Genomic DNA, 17764 nt, shown 5'->3' on the forward strand with positions numbered 1-17764 from the left:
GTTTGTAGAAATTTTAACTAGCACAGATTTATTTTTATATAATTTTGAAGCATTAATTACCTGCTTCTATGGAAATATTCATGCAACCAGATACCTGGGTCGCCTTACTTACGCTTACCTTTTTGGAGATTGTCCTGGGAATAGACAATATCATATTTATTTCTTTAGTTGCCGGAAAAGTAAAGGAAGAAAATCAGAAAAAGGCCAGAATTGGAGGACTTTCTATCGCCTTGATCATGAGAATTCTCTTGTTATTGAGTATCACCTGGATCATCGGTCTTACTGAGCCCGTATTGACAGTAGCTGATTTTGAACTGAGCTGGCGAGATATTATTCTTATTTCCGGAGGTATATTTTTGCTAGTGAAAAGTACCCTGGAAATACATCATAAAGTTGAAGGACAAACTGAAAATACTCCCAGTGGTAAAAAAGCGGCGAGCCTTTCTTTTACTTCAGCAATTATCCAGATAGTTTTACTAGACCTGGTATTTTCATTTGATTCCATTCTCACCGCCGTGGGACTTACAGATCAGATCATTCTTATGATCATCGCTGTGGTGGTTGCGATTATTGTAATGATGATCTTCGCCAAACCAGTTGGTGAATTTGTAAATAATCATCCAACTATCCAGATCCTCGCTTTATCATTTCTAATTCTTATTGGAGTGATGCTTATTGTTGAAGGTGCACATTATCACGTGCCTAAAGGCTATATTTACTTCGCAGTATTCTTTTCTTTAGCGATCGAAATGCTAAATATGAGGTATCGGAAAAAAAATGTTTAATCCAGGATCTCGTAATGAATCGGTTTAAAGCTTCCTCCGTTACTATCTTCAGCAGAACAGGCCGTAAGACCTACGATAAGATCCATTTTTGCTTCAAAGATCACATAATCGCCTGCCTTACTTAGTGGTGGTTCCACAGATATTTTTCCGAATTTGTCAAATTGCACATTCATGAAAATATTAAAAGCAGTAGGAATTTCATCGGGTTCTATTCCGAATTTTTCCAGGTTGGTATACAAATTTTCAAAACAGCTTGGATGATATTCGTCGTTGCTGTACATGATCTTGAAAGTTTCGGGACTGCACGGAGCTAAGAGGAAATCATTTCTTCCGTTTGTATCTTCCAGGATCTCCATCATCTTATTGCTTCGGTTGCTCCAGATATAATTAGCCTTGGTGATTAGAATGCTTTCCTCAAAATCCATGGTTTTACCACTCGAAATCTTTTCCCTTTTATCCTCAGCGTTAAACAATACCATATCACTGACCTGCTCACCTTTTGGATCGATTACTTTCAATAACTGACCTTTATTCAGTTTAAAAGCTGCTCCACTCTGCTTTTCTATTATTTCCATCTACTTCAATTTAACCGATCTTGTTTTCTTTTTTTATTTCTTCGGAAAGTTTTCTCGCATTAGAATCTCCAGAATTCTCAAGCTTTTCAACTGTCCTCCTAATGTCATGCTCTGGATAAGATTGATGCAATTTAGCAATACCCTGAACATTTTGCGGTTCTAACCAGAATCCGGTGATCAGTGGTAAATGATCCTCTACCATTTTGTGCGGTATATCCTTATAATAAAGAGGCTTTTCCTGATCGTCCTCAAACCTCGATACAAGTTTATCCAGGGATTTTTCCAGTTCCTGTCTACTCTGCAATCTAATCCTGGCATTCACATGCACAGCGGAGTAATCCCAGGTGCTTATGTCTTTTTCTTTATACCAAGAAGATGAAATATAGGCATGTGCTCCCTGAAAAATAATTAGAGCCTCTGCTCCATCTTTTAAATCTTTGAATTGCTCATTATGATTTGCTATATGCGAAAAGAGTACCCAATTATCAGCATCACCCTCAAGAAGCACAGGAACATGTGTAGCCTGAAGCTTATCTCCATTCATCACAAAGGTTGCGAAAGGATGATTTTTAATGAACGAATAAATAAATTCGCGATCATCTTTCCGGTATTTTGAGGGTCTGTACATTCATTAATTTTTATGATGAAAAGGGCACTTCCACTCCTTTTCTACTTTTCTCCCGCTATATTGTTTGGCTTCACTATTATTTCCAAAATCTTCCAGCATTGGATTTATGTGACCCTGAAGTTTTTTATCGCGATCACGTATCCTATCCCTAACAGTATCATAACTACCCATTTCTCTCAATTTTTCGAACTGCCAGTGCAGATTGAAGGTTAAAGTAGGATATGGGCTCTGCCTCGCCATACGAGAAGAATTGGGGTGCAAACCAACTACGTAAAAAGCTTTACCAGCAATACTAAAACTGAAATTCTCATCTTCTGGATCTTCATTTACTTCTGGATCCCAATCTGTTTTATCCAGCTTATGTAGATATTGCAATTGCTTCCATAGTTGTTTTTCAAAACTAATTTCGGAATATTCCGGAGATTCAGGAAATACAGCCATAAATGTTTTGAAATCGTTAGATTCAAAATCATAATCCTCGATATACTTTTCTATATCTTTTAATAGTTCCTTGGTAGTTTCCGGCGAACCCATTTCCCGATAAGTTTTCAATTCAACTTTATCCATACTGAAAACTGTTTTCGCCATCATACAGGGATGATCGTTTTTCAGAATAAATTTTTCATACTCTTGTTTGATCCTGATTTCTTCAGAGATCGAAGCTCGTTTCCTTTTTACATCAATCATTTGCATCGTCTTCAATTTTATCTTTTTACATCCTTTATCAACCAGTCTTCCAGCTCCTCATCCATATCACCGGTATGCAAAACTGAAATATCGCCGGTTGCTTCAAATACCACAGCTCTTACTTCTTTTAATCTGATAACGTTAGTTTCCCTTAATTTAGACCGCAGATCTTCTTCCGTAACTCTTGATTTTTTAAGGTTCTCATGAATAATATTCTGACCATCCATCAATAAAAGAGGCGCGTTATCTACCATATCGCGTACAGGTTTGAATCTTCTGAAGATCGCTACCAGTAGTTGCAGACTGTAAATTATCGCAAGACCCATAATACCATTCCAGAGACTTACACTTTTTGATAGCACCGTGGTTGCGATCATAGATCCAAGTGCCACGGTCATGGCAAAGTCAAAACTGGACATTTTAGAAAAACTCCTTTTACCGGCAATTCTGGTGAAAATTATTATCGCGATATAGATCCCTATAGCTGTTAGTACAATTGCTAACATTGAACTCCACTCGAAGGCAAACCATTTCTTCATAATTTCTAGTTTTTATATTGAGTGAAATTGGCTAAATAGAAGAGCTCTTTAGCACCGAACACTGTTGATTTTCTGGTTGACTCCTAAATTAGTCAGTAAGCAACCTAATTAAATGTTAAGCCTTCATAATCCTTTCAAAATTTTGGACATAATCAGCCGATTAAGCTAATATATCTTTCGAATGAATTATTTCAATACTTTTGAGTATGACTGATTTTTTAAAAATAGGCCATCGCGGTGCCAAAGCTCATCTGGCAGAAAACACCCTGGAGAGTATTCAGAAAGCTCTTGATTTCGGAGTGGATATGATCGAGATAGATGTTCATAAGTGCACTAGTGGCGATTTATGGGTGATCCATGATTTCACCTTAGATCGCACGACAAATGGTAGCGGAGAGATCGCTAAAAAATCTTCGGAAGAACTAAAAAAATTAAAGATCGAAGGCAAATACAAAATTCCACAATTAACCGATGTGCTCGACCTCATCAAAGGTAAATGCCTTATTAATATTGAACTCAAGGGACTGAGTACAGCCGAGCCTGTCTGTAAACTGGTAAAAGAAAAGATCAATTCAGGTCATTGGAAATATTCAGATTTCATCATTTCCAGTTTCCAGAAAAATGAATTATTTGAAGTGAGGAAAATTGACGAAGAAGTACCTATTGCTGTGCTCAGTAAAGCGAGTGTTCCAGAAGCAATTGAGGTAGGTAAACTTTTGAAAGCTTCAGCAATTCACCCATCACTAGGTATCATAACCCGCGACAATACAAAATTAAGCCAGGACCACGGTTTTATGGTTAATGTCTGGACGGTGAATGAAAGGGAAGATATTCAGAGAATGATAGATTTCGGGGTGAACGGGATCATTTCAGATTATCCAGACCGGCTTAATAACCCGGTTTTAAACCTGAAACCCTGAAAAAACTTCGTCCTTCAGGATTATCTGGCTATTTTTGCGATTGAAATTTAAGTCAGGATTTTGAAAAAATACGATATCATAATTGTCGGCGGTGGCGCTGCAGGTTTTTTTACCGCTATCAATGCAGCTGAAAACGATCCCTCTTTAAAGATCCTGATCCTGGAACGTGGAAAAGAAGTCCTCACTAAAGTAAAGGTTTCGGGCGGCGGAAGATGCAACGTCACCCATGCAGAATTTATTCCGGCCGAGCTTGTAAAACGCTATCCTCGTGGGGAAAAGGAATTACGCGGTCCTTTCCATAATTTCATGACTGGCGATACCATTGCCTGGTTCGAGCAGCGTGGCATAGAACTGAAAACCGAAGAGGATGGAAGGATGTTCCCAGTAACGGATAGTTCAGAAACCATCATTGAATGTTTTAAAAGAGAATGTAAGCGCCTCAACATCCAGGTAGAAAAGGGTACGAGTCTGAAAAAATTTCAAAAAAATGATGATCTCTGGGAGATCAACACTAACACTTCCACTTATCACAGCTCTCAATTAATGCTGGCTACAGGAAGCAATTCTAAGGTCTGGAATTTGCTCGAAGAAATGGGACACCATATCGTTCCAGCAGTTCCATCTTTATTCACTTTTAATATAAAGGATAAAAGAATAGACGGTTTAGCAGGGATTTCTTCAGATGCCGAAGTAAAAATTATCGGGGAAAATCTTGAAAGTTCCGGTCCTTTATTGATCACCCATTGGGGAATGAGCGGTCCTGGAATCTTGAAATTATCGGCCTGGGGAGCAAGACAGTTGAACAATCTGAATTATAATTTTCAGATCGAAGTGAATTGGATCCCCGGAAATTCTATGGATGATACTTTAAAAGATCTTAAAGAGCTAAAATTCTCTAATTCCAAACAACAGGTCTCTAAAAGACCACAATTTGATCTACCAAAAAGACTTTGGCATAGTATGGTAGATGCTTCAGAAATAAAACCTGAAATAAAATGGGCCGATCTCAATAAGATCCAATTGAAAAATTTGGCTGAAGAACTAACTTCAGCAAGATTCAGAGTTGAAGGAAAAAGTACTTTTAAAGAGGAATTTGTAACCGCTGGAGGAATTGATTTAAAAGAGGTAGATTTCAAAACCTTGGAAAGTAAAATTCTGAAAGACCTTTATTTCGCTGGAGAAATCCTGAACATTGATGCGATCACTGGAGGATTCAATTTTCAGAATGCCTGGACCGGTGGTTTTCTTGCCGCTAAAGCTATGAGTTCAAACGCCAGATCTCGAAATTGAACACAATAGCGAAAAGCACCCAAACTACATAAGGAATAAGAAGCCAGGCCGCAGTATTATTCACGATCCTGAACCAACGAATGGTAATAAGGATTAAAATAAACAGCACAACAAGATCCAGCAAAGCTATCAATGGTTTTTCGAGCGCAAAGAATAGCAAGAACCAGAACCCGTTAAGAAATAATTGAAATCCGAAGTGATATAAAGCGGTTTTTACCCACTTGTGATAAAAACCTTTGCTCCATACGATCCCCGCCGCGACTCCCATCAAAACATACATGAAAAGCCAGATAGAACTGAAGATATCTTCTTCAATATGAAACCAGGGTTTTTTGAGTCCAGGATACCATTCTGCAATTCCTGTCTGCGTAGCCACGATACCCATAAAGCCAAAAATGAGACAAATCCCTACTGCAAAAGAACTTCTTATGAACAGTTTTTTAGTCATAATTGGCTGGTTGAATTCACTAAAATAGGAATTATTTTGAATTCTTTAACCTGTTCGGGATGACATAAAAGTTTAACTTTGGCAAAAATTTTTAAGGATGACCGAAAAGGATTTTATCCCTAAGCGAGACACGAAAAAGATCAAATCGGGAGAAGTTACCTGGCAATCTCCAAGCAATATTGCGCTTGTAAAGTATTGGGGTAAAAAGGAAAATCAAATTCCGGCAAACCCTTCCATTAGCTTTACACTAAAAAATTGTCACAGTATTACCACTTTAAAGTACGAATTGAAGCAGGAATCTTCTGAAAATGAAGAATATGATTTTAAATTCTTTTTTGAGGGTAAAAAGAAGGAAGATTTCAAACCAAAGATCATTAAATTTTTTGAAAGAATCGAGTCATATTGCCCATATCTGAAAGATTATAAATTCGAGATACATAGTGAAAATTCATTTCCTCATAGCAGTGGAATAGCATCTTCAGCAAGCGGTATGAGTGCACTGGCACTTTGCGTGATGACCCTCGAAAGAGAAATTTCTGAAGAGATAGATCAGGAATACTTCAACAAAAAAGCCTCGTTTCTGGCCAGGTTAGGTTCAGGAAGTGCAAGCCGAAGTATTGAAGGTCCTTTGGTGGTTTGGGGTGAACATGAAAGAATTGACGGAGCCTCAAATTTATTTGGTGAAAGTTATCCTTTTGAAATTCATGATGTTTTTAAGAGCTACCAGGATACGATTCTTCTAGTTGATAAAGGTGAAAAACAGGTAAGCAGCACGGTTGGTCACAACCTGATGCACGGACATCCTTTCGCTGAACAAAGATTTCAGCAGGCAGATGATAACCTTACCAATCTTATTCCTATTCTTAAGTCTGGTGACCTAACAGAATTTATAAAAATCGTAGAAAGCGAAGCCTTAAGTCTGCATGCGATGATGATGAGCAGTCAGCCTTATTTTATCCTGATGAAACCGAACACATTGGAGATTATCAACAGGATCTGGTCCTTTAGAGAAAATACGAATATTCCTGTTTGTTTCACTTTGGATGCCGGCGCGAACGTTCATGTTCTATACCCTGATAATCACAAGGATAAAGTTTTAGAATTCATTAATAATGAGTTAGTTGCATATTGTCAAAACGGACATTATATTTGCGACCAAGTTGGTGATGGCGCAAAAATGTTGTAATTTTAATACGTTTTTGGCCCGTCTATTACTTACAAGAGCTTAGATACTTATGAAAGGACCTCTATTTTATTCAAAAATCCTTCTCTTCGGAGAGTATGGGATCATTAAGGATTCCAAGGGTTTATCGATTCCTTATAACTTTTACAATGGTGCTTTGAAGCTTGATGAAAATCTAAGCGACGTGGCGAAAAAGTCTAATGAAAATCTTAGAAAATTCGCTGCTTATCTTGAAGCTCTTCAGGAAAATTCACCTGAATTGGTTCAATTTGATCTTGAAGACCTGAGAAAAGACATATCTAATGGAATGTATTTTGACTCCAGTATTCCCCAGGGTTACGGAGTTGGAAGTAGTGGTGCCTTAGTTGCAGCTATTTATGACAAATATGCAACAGACAAGATCACAGTTCTTGAAAACCTTACCAGAGACAAGCTTTTAAAGCTTAAAAAGATCTTTGGGGAAATGGAATCTTTTTTCCACGGAAAATCTTCCGGACTTGATCCGTTGAATTCTTATTTAAGCATTCCGATTCTGATCAATTCAAAAGAAAATATCGAACCTGCTGGAATTCCTTCTCAAACGGAAAATGGCACTGGAGCGGTATTTTTATTGGATAGCGGAATCACCGGAGACACCGCGCCAATGGTAAGCATCTTTATGGAAAACATGAAACAGGAACCTTTCAGAAAAATGCTGAAAGATCAGTTCGTAAAACAAACCGATGCCTGTGTAGATGATTTCCTCAAAGGAGATGTGAAATCTCTTTTTTCCAACGTTAAAAAACTTTCTCATACTGTCCTGGATAACTTCAAACCTATGATTCCTGCACAATTCCATAAACTTTGGAAGAAAGGAATCGAAACAAACGACTACTATTTAAAACTATGTGGTTCAGGTGGTGGAGGTTACATTCTTGGATTTACCGAGGATATCGAAAAAGCCAGAAAAGCCTTAAAAGATTACAATTTAGAAGTAGTATATAACTTCTAAATTTAGCTTATGGCGTCTACTGCTAACAAGCGCTTATTACTGAAGATATTCAGCCTTTTTTCGGTAGTGAGAGGTTACAATATTCTGGTAGTAGTTATCGCCCAATATCTTACTTCAGCATTTATACTTGCTCATGACAAACCACTGAGAGAAGTATTATTTGACCCGAATTTATTCTTTTTGATCCTGGCCTCTTCCAGTGTGATCGCTTCAGGGTATATCATCAATAATTTTTACGATAGCGAAAAGGATCTTATCAACCGGCCCAAGAAAACGATGCTGGACAGGATCGTGAGTCAGCGCACCAAACTCTCAGTATATTTCATCCTGAATTTTGCCGCGATCTTTTTTGCCAGTTACGTATCTTTTAGAGCGGTTTTATTCTTTTCTATCTACATTTTTGTGATCTGGCTTTATTCGCACAGGTTGAAAAAAATACTTTTCTTAGGAAACCTGGTTGCTTCTATTTTAACGATCACTCCGTTTTTCGTCATTTTCATTTATTACAAAAACTTTGAGACGGTAATTTTTATACACGCCACATTTCTGTACCTCATGATCGTAATGCGGGAATTGGTGAAGGATCTTGAAAATATGCAGGGCGATCTGGTTCAGAATTATCAAACCATTCCGCTGGTTTATGGTGAAAAATGGAGCAAATTCTGCCTGGCCGTATGCACCTTGCTGGCAATCATTCCTATTTTTCTCCTTATCACCAGGTTTGAGACCGGCTACATGGATTACTATTTCTATTCTTCCTTCCTCCTGCTCATCATATTCCTGCTTATGCTTTATTTCAGCAAGGCCAAATGGCAATATTTATTATTGCATAATATTCTGAAACTGATCATCGTCACAGGAGTTTTCAGCATACTTTTAATCGATATAGATGAAGTTCTGGCGAGGGTATTTTAGATAAACCGCTCATTCTAAAACTTTTCTCAAATACTTGGCTTCCTCATTGGGGATAATGTATCTTTGCAAAAAATTACGCGATGAGTAGAAACGACAGATCTTCAGGCAAAAAATATAGTGGAAGACAAGGCGGAGGCCAGAAAAAGAAATCCTTTGCCAGAGGAAATGCTCCCATTAAACCAAAGATGGAAAAAAGCCCTCTTTCTAATAAGGAAGGGATTCGTCTCAACAAATACATCGCAAATTCCGGGGTTTGCTCTCGTAGAGATGCAGATATGTACATCGCTGCCGGAAATGTTATGGTTAACGGTAAGACCATTACTGAAATGGGATACCGCGTAAAACTTGAAGATGATGTACGTTTTGACGGAAGAAGGCTAAACCCTGAAAAACCTGAATATATTTTACTAAATAAACCAGCTGGCTTCTTTGTTACCGGCAATCCTGAAAAAGGAGGAAGAACTGTTATGGAACTTGTTTCCAAAGCAACTTCAGCAAAGGTGAGCCCTGTTGGTAAACTGGATAATCAAGCTAAGGGCTTATTGCTTTTCACCAATGACGGTACATTAGCCAAAAAACTGGCTAAACCAAAAAATGGAATCCGTCAGATCTACCAGGTGACTTTAAACAAAAATCTCACTAAAGAAGATCTTGAGAACATCTCAAAGGGAGTTTATATCGAAGGCTCAAAAGTTACCATTACAAGCATCAGTTTTATCGAGGATAAGCCTCATAATGAAGTTGGTATCGAACTTTACAGTATTAAAGAACATATCGTAACCAGAATTTTCAAAAGTCTTGGTTATGAAGTTGAGAGTCTTGATCGCGTTGTTTTCGGCGGACTCACCAAGAAAGATCTGGGACGCGGCAGAACCAGAAATCTCACGCAGCAAGAGGTGATCAATCTGGGCATGCATTAATTTAAATTTTCAGTATTTCATTCTGTTTTTTTAATACATTTACCTCGTCAAAAACCGAGGCAGTTACGCCTGCTTCTTTTCGATTTTTATGTAATTGAACAGAATTTCATTTTTTCAATCTGAAAAAATTTCAGCTACTAATCCTGAAGCGCATTTCCTATTATTAGATCAGGTTTCAGGTTCTCTCGTTTTATTCTTAACATTTATTTACCAGTCGATTCTTTTGACCCTATAAATTATTATCTAATTTTTAGCCTTAAATCATTTTAAGAAATTGAATACCAAGTACAGCGATCTAATTGACCAAACTTATTACTTCCCTCAGGAAGAATTTACACTGGAAGGAGCAGAACTAAAATTCCATGACATAGACCTTATGGAATTAGTGAAAAAATACGGAGCTCCACTTAAATTCACATATTTACCTAAGATATCTCAAAATATAAATCGTGCTAAAGGTTGGTTCAAATCTGCCATAGAAAAACACGATTATAAAGGAACTTACAATTATTGCTATTGCACTAAAAGTTCTCATTTTGAACATGTTTTAAATGAAGCATTGAAAAATGATATCCATATTGAAACGTCTTCCGCTTTCGACATCAACATTGTTGAAAAACTTAAAAAAGCAGGAAAGATATCTGATGATAGATGGGTGATCTGTAATGGTTTTAAAAGAGATCAGTACGTAGATAATATAAGTAGACTTCTGAACGGCGGTCATAAGAACTGTCTCCCGGTAATAGATAATTACGAGGAATTGGAATTGCTTTCAGAAAAGATTGAAGGTAAATTCCAGGTAGGAATTAGAATTGCTTCAGAAGAAGAACCAAAATTTGAATTTTATACTTCAAGATTAGGGATTGGATATAAGAACATTGTTCCGTTTTATAATAAACAGATCAAGGAAAATGACCAGGTAGAACTGAAAATGCTTCACTTTTTCATCAATACCGGTATCCGTGACACTGCCTATTACTGGAACGAATTGAATAAATGTCTTAAAGTTTATATCGCGCTTAAGAAAGTAAGTCCGAATCTGGATAGCCTCAACATTGGTGGTGGATTCCCAATCAAGAATTCACTTGCATTTGAGTATGACTATGCTTATATGGTAGAAGAGATCATAAACCAGATCAAACTTACCTGTGAAGAGGCTGAAGTAGATGTGCCACATATTTTTACCGAATTTGGCAGTTTTACCGTTGGGGAAAGCGGTGGAGCGATCTACGAAGTCTTATATCAAAAGCAACAGAATGATCGTGAAAAATGGAATATGATCAATTCATCTTTCATCACTACACTTCCAGATACATGGGCGATCAGTAAAAAATTCGTGATGCTGGCCGTGAATCGCTGGAACGATGAATATGAAAGAGTTCTTTTGGGAGGGTTAACCTGCGACAGTGACGATTATTACAATTCAGAACAACATACCAATGCCATTTATCTTCCGAAGTTCAAAAAAGAAAAACCTTTGTATATAGGATTTTTCAATACTGGAGCTTATCAGGATACTATTGGCGGTTTTGGCGGATTACAACACTGTTTGATTCCGCAGCCAAAGCATATTCTTATAGATAAGGATGAAAATGGTGAATTTACCACGAGGCTATTCAGCGAGCAACAGAATTCTGAAGATATGCTGAGCATTCTTGGATACGACAGAAACAATTAAAATTTTATAACTTTAAAAATCAACTAACTAATCAATTCAATTAGCCATGAGCAAAAAGAATTATGCCGGGATACCCGATAAATACGCTCGTATAGACGAAGCAAAAGTGGTATTGATTCCTGTTCCCTATGATGGTACCAGTACCTGGCAAAAAGGCGCCGATAAGGGCCCTGATGCATTTTTAGACGCTTCAGAAAACATGGAGCTTTACGACATTGAAACACGCAGCGAGGTGTACAAAAAAGGTATTTACCTGGCACCACCTGTAACCGAAGATTCTTCGCCTGAAAAAATGGTGGAAGCCGTTTACAAGACGACCAAGAACTACATCAAGCAAGACAAATTTGTAACCCTGTTTGGTGGTGAACATTCAGTTTCAATAGGTAGCATTAGAGCATTTAACGAGTCCTTTGAAGATCTTACGGTTGTTCAGCTAGATGCCCACGCCGATCTTAGACCGGAATATGAAGGCTCTAAATGCAATCACGCCTGTGCTATGCACGAAGCAAGCAAAAATACAAACCTTTTACAGGTAGGAATTCGTTCTATGGATATTTCAGAAAATGATCATATGGATGAAAACCAGGTGTATTTTGCTCATGACCTATATGAAGATTGGCAGGATGATGCTATTGGCCAGATGACGCCAAACGTATTTATTACGATAGACCTGGACGCGTTTGACCCAAGTATCATGCCTTCTACAGGAACTCCCGAACCGGGAGGATTATTCTGGTATGAAACGCTGGAATTCCTGAAAATGATGTTCAAAAAGAAAAATGTTGTAGGATTTGACATTGTGGAACTTTGTCCTAATGAAAAAGAGAAATCTTCAGATTTTCTTGCGGCAAAGCTTTACTATAAAATGTTAAGCTACAAATTCAAATATCAAAATTACAACGAAGAAGACGAAGATGAGTAAAGGACAGATCTCACAATTCATAGAGAAATATTATTTACACTTTAATGCTGCAGCTCTTGTAGATGCCGCAAAAGATTACGAAAAACAACTGGAGAACGGTTCAAAAATGCTGGTTTCCCTGGCAGGTGCAATGAGTACTGCTGAACTTGGGAAGATCTTTGCAGAAATGATTCGCCAGGATAAAGTTCATATCATTTCCTGTACTGGTGCAAACCTTGAGGAAGACGTGATGAACCTGGTTGCCCATTCGCACTATAAAAGAGTTCCTAATTACCGTGACCTTACTCCGCAGGATGAATGGGATCTTCTGGAAAAGGGTTTAAATCGTGTAACCGATACCTGTATTCCTGAAGAAGAAGCTTTTAGAAGAATTCAGGAGCATATTTTCAAAATATGGAAAGATGCTGAAGAAAAAGGAGAACGCTATTTTCCGCATGAATTCCTGCACAAATTACTTTTAAGCGGAGTAATGGAAGAGCATTACGAAATAGATCTAAAAGATTCATGGATGTATGCTGCGGCCGAAAAGAATCTGCCAATGGTAGTTCCTGGTTGGGAAGATAGCACGCTGGGAAATATTTTCGCTTCTTACGTATTGAAAGGTGAATTAAAAGCCAGCACCATGAGATCTGGTATCGAGTATATGACTTTCCTAGCCGACTGGTATACTGATAATTCTGAAAATGGCATTGGATTCTTCCAGATTGGTGGAGGTATTGCCGGCGATTTCCCAATTTGTGTGGTGCCAATGTTATATCAGGATATGGAAAGAACTGAAACTCCTTTCTGGAGCTATTTCTGCCAGATCTCAGATTCTACAACTAGTTACGGATCCTATTCCGGTGCGGTTCCAAACGAAAAAATAACCTGGGGTAAATTAGATATCAATACTCCGAAACATATTATTGAAAGTGACGCAACAATAGTTGCTCCCCTGGTTTTTGCATATCTGCTGGATATGTAATTAACAAATAATTACAGGAAGTTAAGGCTGTTCAGTATTAATTATTACCTAATATTGAACAGCCTTTTTTAATTGAAGATTTATGGAGAACTGGCCGATATTTGCCATTGGATTTTTAGCGCAACTGCTGTTTTCTGCCAGGTTGATCTCTCAATGGTTCCTTTCTGAAAAATCAAAGAAGGTTGAAACTCCCGTATTATTCTGGAAGCTAAGTTTACTGGCCTCTATCCTTCTTTTCACCTATGGTTATTTGCGTGAAGATCTTGCCATCATGTTGGGTCAGTTTCTCATTTACGGTATTTACTGGCGTAATCTTAATTTAATGGGCGAATGGCACGAACGAAATATTTTTTTTAAGATCCTAGTAGTCGCTTTTCCCTTCGGAATTGCCGCCTACATTTGGTTTTTTGGAACTCTACGCTGGAGTGACCTTTTCAAAACTGAAAATATTGCTGGCTGGCTCATCGCTTTAGGTATTCTTGCCCAGATCATCTATACTTCCAGATTCTTTTACCAATGGTATCATTCTGAAAAAAACCAGGAGTCATCGCTACCCATGGGATTCTGGGTATTGAGCTTGATCGGATCTGCCCTTCTGTTCACCTACGGAATATTCAGAGAAGACCCAGTGCTTATTGCTGCACATTTCTTTGGCGCGATCATTTACATGAGAGACATGTATCTACTGAAAAAATCGGATGCGCAGGTCGGAGAAAAATTTGAAGCTTAATCCACTTTCGATTTGATAGGCAACCAGGACAAATCTTTAAAGAAGAAATAAGCAACGATTAAATATTCTATAGCGATCAACCATAAGTTCTCCTGATATTCAGGATTGGAATAAGCGTAATAACTGAGCATTATTACTGCAGACCATATCAACATATATTTATACTCCGTAAAGACGCTTAGAAGCAATGGAATTGCCAGGTACCAAGGATGAACCGTAGTTGAAAGCAACAGATAAGAGGTAACTGCAAAAAGCATATTTGTTAGCAACTGTTTTGTGTTCTGATTTTTTCTCAAAAATGTCAATCCTAGAATGATCAAAATGGTAACGATCGGTAGAACCTTTCCAGCGGTTTCAATGATGTTATATCCTTTCACCTGGAATCCTATCCAGCGAATGATATAATAAATACTGGCATTAAATTCAAATTTCCCGAACCATAAGCCTATACTTGCCATAAAATTCGAAAAAACCTCTGGTGAATAAAAGGGTATAAATGTCAGGATAACTGTAAATGAAACTATCACGTAATAAAGAATCAGTTTCTTAAAGCTGAGTTCATTTTTTCTAGAGTTGAAATAGCCGAAAAATAAGGGCAGCAGCATTAACGGCAGCAATTTTATAGAAATAGAAAGTGCAAAAATTAGTGCACTCAAGATCCATTTACCGCGGTGTAACAAATACAGTGAGAGCACGAGAAAGAAAACCATAACCGATTCAAAATGGAGATTTCCAGTCATCTCGATGATCACGAACGGATTCAGGATAAACCAGAAAATACGGTGTTCTGGCAACCCTAAGGATTTTAATAATTTCCTTCCAAAGATCAAGATTCCAATATCAGAAAAAATTATAATCAATCTAAAAATGATCACCGCACCAAGTATACTGGCATTAGAAAACCAGCCTGCAATTGCAAAAATGAACTGATTTAAAGGCGGATAATTTGAAAAATGTCCTGCACTTAATTTTCCCATTCCAGATAAAAGTTCATCTGCTTGAGGGATCTGAAAACCTTGAATTTCGATTAGATTATTGGGTATATATTGATATGGATTCCATCCATCTGCGATTAGCCTTCCGTCCCAGATAAACCTTAAATAATCTTGGGATAATACTGGAAGTGCGAATAAAAAAATGAGTCGGAAACCAATTGCCAGGCCGGTTAGAATTCGGAGATCAAATTTTAACATCTGCACCAGTTTGTAAAACATAAAGCATAGAGCCCCATAAATTCCCATCAACCGGAAAAAATCTGTACGAACAAGATCATAGCCGAAAACAAAATAAAATGCGACACAGGAAAGTGTCAATAAGATCGGGATCTTGTATAATTTAAAGAAGCTTAAATTCATTTAGTAGCGATCGGCGTTCGGCTAAAATAGGAAATTTTAAGCGCGGATACTTTTAAAAAACACAAAGCCAAAACCTGAAAAAAGCATTAAATGAAAGATCAGTAATCCATAATCGTTCAGCTTGAAGGCGCTCCAGATGGCAAAACCAAAATAGACAAAAAGCAGTCCTTCAATAATAACATTCTTGGAAAAACGCTGAGTGAGATATGAATTACCTTTCCATGAATCTTTAATAGAACTGATATTGAATTTTGGCGTTCTGATAAATTCAGATTTCTTACCGAAATGACCTTCCAGCACGGCGAGAGTGTTATGCACTGAAAATCCCATGGCAATAGAAAAAAACGTGATAAACATCCCGATAAACTTCAAAAAGCTTTTAAATCCTTTTCCATGAATCTTGGAATAGGCTACATAATAACAAGCGAAAAAGATAAATGTGCTAATCGCGAAACCAGCCATCAAATTGAAATACCACGAGAATGCGGGATTGTTGTTTTTAATATAGAGAACCGGAACACTTAAAATTCCCAGTAACAATACGATCAGGAACATACTGGAATTCAATAAATGAAAAAATCCATGGAATTTGGTCGAAAATGAAACACCTGGATCTCTGAGTAATTTTCCATAATTTTTTCTGAAATTCTCTGCTGCGCCTTTATTCCATCTAAATTGCTGGCTACGTGCTGCGCTAATAACTACCGGTAATTCTGCCGGAGTTTCTACATTTTCAAGATATTTAAATTCCCATTTTTTCATCTGGGCGCGATAACTCAGGTCCAGATCTTCAGTTAATGTATCACCGCTCCAGTTCCCCGCATCCAGAATACATTCCTTTCTCCAGATTCCTGCAGTCCCGTTGAAGTTGATGAAATTCCTGCCAAAATTCCTGCCGGTCTGCTCCAGGATAAAATGAAAATCTAATGCAAAGGCCTGGATCCTGGTAAGCAATGAATAATCCCGATTAAGATGCCCCCAACGAGTTTGCACCACACCAATTTTCGGATTTTTGAAGTATGGCAGAGTTTGCTTCAACCAGTCTTTTCCCGGTACAAAATCTGAATCAAAAACCGCGACATATTCGCCTTTAGCAATTTTCAAACCTTCCTTAAGAGCACCCGCCTTAAATCCAGCACGGTTCTCACGCCTGATATGCTGAATATCTAATCCTGATTGCTGCAAATTGGTAATAATTTCAGCAGTTTTTTGGACGGAATGATCGGTAGAATCATCCAATACCTGGATCTCCAGTTTATCTTTTGGATAATTGATACGGGCTATATTTTTCAGTAACCTTTCAACTACATAATATTCATTATAAAGGGGTAACTGGATAGTAACTTGAGGCAATTGTTCTGAAGTAAAATCAAACTTCTCAGCCTTTTCTGTAGACTTTGTAGCCTTAAGATAATTGATTAACAGATGCAGCTGTGAAAGGCTATAAATAAAAATAACGAGTAAAGCCAGAGTATAAACTATGATTACCGCTAAATCTATCATTTAAAACTATATTTAAAAATCCAACCAAGAATCTTCACGCCTGCAAAGATAGCACCTTTGACTGTTCCTGAAACTTTTGAGACACCAATCCTGTTTCTGTAATGCACAGGCACCTCAGCATAGCTTAAATTTTGTCGTAAAGCTTTCAACTGCATTTCAACCGTCCAGCCATAAGTCTTGTCTTCCATGTTTAGCTGAAGCAGTTTTTCATATTTGATCGCTCTGAATGGACCAAGATCTGTAAACCTGGAACCGAAAATTAACTTCATCAGGCTTGTAGCTAACCAGTTTCCGAATCTCTGTGGAAAGGTCATCGAACCATTCTCTCTCCAACTGGAAACTCTTGCTCCCACAACGAAATCTTTATTATCCAGAATAATAGGATTCAGAATTTCATCCATTTCATCCGGATAATCTGAATAATCACCATCTAGAAAGACGATAATATCGGGTTTTTCCTCCTGTTTTGAAATATAATCCATGCCTTTTAAACAGGCATAACCATAACCTTTTCGATCTTCAGAAAGGACCGTAGCACCAGCATTCCTGGCATTTTCCTCTGTTTCATCTGTTGAATTATTGCTAACCACGATCACCTCATCCACAATTTCGGGAATATCAGCGATCACCAGCGGGATGGAATCGGCTTCGTTAAATGCAGGAATAATTACCTTGATCAAAGGCGTATTTGCGGTTTGCAAAATTCAGAGTTTTAAAGGAAGTGCGAAAAT

Annotated in this window: 19 protein-coding genes; 11 read left to right on the plus strand and 8 right to left on the minus strand. The window is 37.8% G+C overall.

Features of this window, described 5'->3' with window-relative positions; translation table 11 throughout:
• Positions 1–68: 68 nt before the first annotated feature.
• On the plus strand, positions 69–785 hold the full coding sequence (locus AC2S94_RS02825) for a TerC family protein (RefSeq protein WP_484629997.1): 717 nt from the start codon (positions 69–71) through the stop codon (positions 783–785).
• Here the strand turns inward: AC2S94_RS02825 and AC2S94_RS02830 are convergent.
• The 4 genes from AC2S94_RS02830 to AC2S94_RS02845 are packed head-to-tail and all read right to left on the minus strand — an operon-like array spanning position 782 to position 3214.
• On the minus strand, positions 782–1360 hold the full coding sequence (locus AC2S94_RS02830; RefSeq protein WP_484629998.1) for a DUF1989 domain-containing protein: 579 nt from the start codon (positions 1358–1360) through the stop codon (positions 782–784). The two genes, AC2S94_RS02825 and AC2S94_RS02830, sit on opposite strands and share 4 nt — an antisense overlap.
• Positions 1361–1370: 10 nt before the next feature.
• Complete coding sequence (locus AC2S94_RS02835) at positions 1371–1988, minus strand: FMN-binding negative transcriptional regulator (RefSeq protein WP_484629999.1); 618 nt, start codon at positions 1986–1988, stop codon at positions 1371–1373.
• Positions 1989–1991: 3 nt separating this feature from the next.
• On the minus strand, positions 1992–2681 hold the full coding sequence (gntA, locus tag AC2S94_RS02840) for a guanitoxin biosynthesis heme-dependent pre-guanitoxin N-hydroxylase GntA (protein WP_484630000.1): 690 nt from the start codon (positions 2679–2681) through the stop codon (positions 1992–1994).
• A gap of 11 nt (positions 2682–2692) precedes the next feature.
• Positions 2693–3214, minus strand: a complete 522-nt coding sequence (locus tag AC2S94_RS02845) for a DUF421 domain-containing protein (RefSeq protein ID WP_484630001.1) — start codon at positions 3212–3214, stop codon at positions 2693–2695.
• Positions 3215–3420: 206 nt separating this feature from the next.
• Here AC2S94_RS02845 and AC2S94_RS02850 point away from each other — a divergent pair, with 206 nt between their 5' ends.
• Together AC2S94_RS02850 and AC2S94_RS02855 are read left to right on the plus strand one after the other, a co-directional pair.
• Positions 3421–4134 (plus strand): glycerophosphodiester phosphodiesterase, encoded by a 714-nt coding sequence (locus tag AC2S94_RS02850; protein WP_484630002.1) that lies wholly within the window; start codon positions 3421–3423, stop codon positions 4132–4134.
• 60 nt (positions 4135–4194) lie between these two features.
• Positions 4195–5424: a BaiN/RdsA family NAD(P)/FAD-dependent oxidoreductase gene (locus AC2S94_RS02855; RefSeq protein WP_484630003.1), complete on the plus strand. Its 1230-nt coding sequence runs from the start codon at positions 4195–4197 to the stop codon at positions 5422–5424.
• Here the strand turns inward: AC2S94_RS02855 and AC2S94_RS02860 are convergent.
• A complete protein-coding gene (locus tag AC2S94_RS02860) occupies positions 5393–5872 on the minus strand; it encodes a TspO/MBR family protein (RefSeq protein ID WP_484630004.1) in 480 nt (159 codons plus the stop codon). The two genes, AC2S94_RS02855 and AC2S94_RS02860, sit on opposite strands and share 32 nt — an antisense overlap.
• Before the next feature lie 97 nt (positions 5873–5969).
• On the opposite strand from AC2S94_RS02860, the gene AC2S94_RS02865 reads away from it, so the two are divergent.
• From AC2S94_RS02865 to AC2S94_RS02900, 8 genes are all read left to right on the plus strand, one after another.
• Positions 5970–7058: a diphosphomevalonate decarboxylase gene (locus AC2S94_RS02865; RefSeq protein ID WP_484630005.1), complete on the plus strand. Its 1089-nt coding sequence runs from the start codon at positions 5970–5972 to the stop codon at positions 7056–7058.
• Positions 7059–7107: 49 nt separating this feature from the next.
• On the plus strand, positions 7108–8046 hold the full coding sequence (locus AC2S94_RS02870) for a mevalonate kinase family protein (RefSeq protein WP_484630006.1): 939 nt from the start codon (positions 7108–7110) through the stop codon (positions 8044–8046).
• A 9-nt stretch (positions 8047–8055) separates the two neighbouring features.
• The gene (locus AC2S94_RS02875) at positions 8056–8961 is read left to right on the plus strand and encodes a geranylgeranylglycerol-phosphate geranylgeranyltransferase (protein WP_484630007.1); all 906 of its coding nucleotides are present in this window, start codon (positions 8056–8058) and stop codon (positions 8959–8961) included.
• A gap of 80 nt (positions 8962–9041) precedes the next feature.
• Positions 9042–9881: a pseudouridine synthase gene (locus AC2S94_RS02880; RefSeq protein ID WP_484630008.1), complete on the plus strand. Its 840-nt coding sequence runs from the start codon at positions 9042–9044 to the stop codon at positions 9879–9881.
• Positions 9882–10155: 274 nt separating this feature from the next.
• Positions 10156–11559 carry an arginine decarboxylase gene (locus AC2S94_RS02885; protein WP_484630009.1) on the plus strand — a complete coding sequence of 468 codons (1404 nt, stop codon included), beginning with the start codon at positions 10156–10158 and terminating at the stop codon, positions 11557–11559.
• Between the two features lie 46 nt (positions 11560–11605).
• Positions 11606–12481, plus strand: coding sequence for an agmatinase (speB, locus tag AC2S94_RS02890; protein WP_484630010.1), 876 nt, complete (start codon positions 11606–11608; stop codon positions 12479–12481).
• The gene (locus tag AC2S94_RS02895; protein WP_484630011.1) at positions 12474–13445 is read left to right on the plus strand and encodes a deoxyhypusine synthase family protein; all 972 of its coding nucleotides are present in this window, start codon (positions 12474–12476) and stop codon (positions 13443–13445) included. Before speB ends, AC2S94_RS02895 begins: the two co-directional genes overlap by 8 nt.
• Before the next feature lie 82 nt (positions 13446–13527).
• Complete coding sequence (locus AC2S94_RS02900; RefSeq protein WP_484630012.1) at positions 13528–14175, plus strand: lipid-A-disaccharide synthase N-terminal domain-containing protein; 648 nt, start codon at positions 13528–13530, stop codon at positions 14173–14175.
• On the opposite strand, the gene AC2S94_RS02905 is transcribed toward AC2S94_RS02900, so the two are convergent.
• From AC2S94_RS02905 to AC2S94_RS02915, 3 genes are read right to left on the minus strand one after another with little or no spacing between them, the layout of a single operon-like run.
• On the minus strand, positions 14172–15530 hold the full coding sequence (locus AC2S94_RS02905) for an MptA/MptB family glycosyltransferase (RefSeq protein WP_484630013.1): 1359 nt from the start codon (positions 15528–15530) through the stop codon (positions 14172–14174). The genes AC2S94_RS02900 and AC2S94_RS02905 overlap by 4 nt on opposite strands.
• Positions 15531–15566: 36 nt before the next feature.
• Positions 15567–17033 (minus strand): cellulose synthase family protein, encoded by a 1467-nt coding sequence (locus AC2S94_RS02910; RefSeq protein WP_484630014.1) that lies wholly within the window; start codon positions 17031–17033, stop codon positions 15567–15569.
• Complete coding sequence (locus tag AC2S94_RS02915) at positions 17030–17734, minus strand: glycosyltransferase family 2 protein (protein ID WP_484630015.1); 705 nt, start codon at positions 17732–17734, stop codon at positions 17030–17032. The genes AC2S94_RS02910 and AC2S94_RS02915 overlap by 4 nt, the downstream gene beginning before the upstream one ends.
• Between the last annotated feature and the right edge of the window lie 30 nt (positions 17735–17764).

The organism is Christiangramia pacifica, from assembly GCF_057221535.1.

Excerpts from the sequence above, each read along its gene's own strand:
- AC2S94_RS02875 (WP_484630007.1), top strand. The coding sequence starts at position 8,056 with ATGGCGTCTACTGCTAACAAGCGCTTATTACTGAAGATATTCAGCCTT.
- AC2S94_RS02910 (WP_484630014.1), bottom strand. The coding sequence starts at position 17,033 with ATGATAGATTTAGCGGTAATCATAGTTTATACTCTGGCTTTACTCGTT.
- AC2S94_RS02825 (WP_484629997.1), top strand. The coding sequence starts at position 69 with ATGGAAATATTCATGCAACCAGATACCTGGGTCGCCTTACTTACGCTT.
- AC2S94_RS02870 (WP_484630006.1), top strand. The coding sequence starts at position 7,108 with ATGAAAGGACCTCTATTTTATTCAAAAATCCTTCTCTTCGGAGAGTAT.
- AC2S94_RS02850 (WP_484630002.1), top strand. The coding sequence starts at position 3,421 with ATGACTGATTTTTTAAAAATAGGCCATCGCGGTGCCAAAGCTCATCTG.
- AC2S94_RS02845 (WP_484630001.1), bottom strand. The coding sequence starts at position 3,214 with ATGAAGAAATGGTTTGCCTTCGAGTGGAGTTCAATGTTAGCAATTGTA.
- AC2S94_RS02905 (WP_484630013.1), bottom strand. The coding sequence starts at position 15,530 with ATGAATTTAAGCTTCTTTAAATTATACAAGATCCCGATCTTATTGACA.
- AC2S94_RS02895 (WP_484630011.1), top strand. The coding sequence starts at position 12,474 with ATGAGTAAAGGACAGATCTCACAATTCATAGAGAAATATTATTTACAC.
- gntA (WP_484630000.1), bottom strand. The coding sequence starts at position 2,681 with ATGCAAATGATTGATGTAAAAAGGAAACGAGCTTCGATCTCTGAAGAA.
- speB (WP_484630010.1), top strand. The coding sequence starts at position 11,606 with ATGAGCAAAAAGAATTATGCCGGGATACCCGATAAATACGCTCGTATA.
- AC2S94_RS02860 (WP_484630004.1), bottom strand. The coding sequence starts at position 5,872 with ATGACTAAAAAACTGTTCATAAGAAGTTCTTTTGCAGTAGGGATTTGT.
- AC2S94_RS02835 (WP_484629999.1), bottom strand. The coding sequence starts at position 1,988 with ATGTACAGACCCTCAAAATACCGGAAAGATGATCGCGAATTTATTTAT.
- AC2S94_RS02900 (WP_484630012.1), top strand. The coding sequence starts at position 13,528 with ATGGAGAACTGGCCGATATTTGCCATTGGATTTTTAGCGCAACTGCTG.
- AC2S94_RS02880 (WP_484630008.1), top strand. The coding sequence starts at position 9,042 with ATGAGTAGAAACGACAGATCTTCAGGCAAAAAATATAGTGGAAGACAA.
- AC2S94_RS02830 (WP_484629998.1), bottom strand. The coding sequence starts at position 1,360 with ATGGAAATAATAGAAAAGCAGAGTGGAGCAGCTTTTAAACTGAATAAA.
- AC2S94_RS02865 (WP_484630005.1), top strand. The coding sequence starts at position 5,970 with ATGACCGAAAAGGATTTTATCCCTAAGCGAGACACGAAAAAGATCAAA.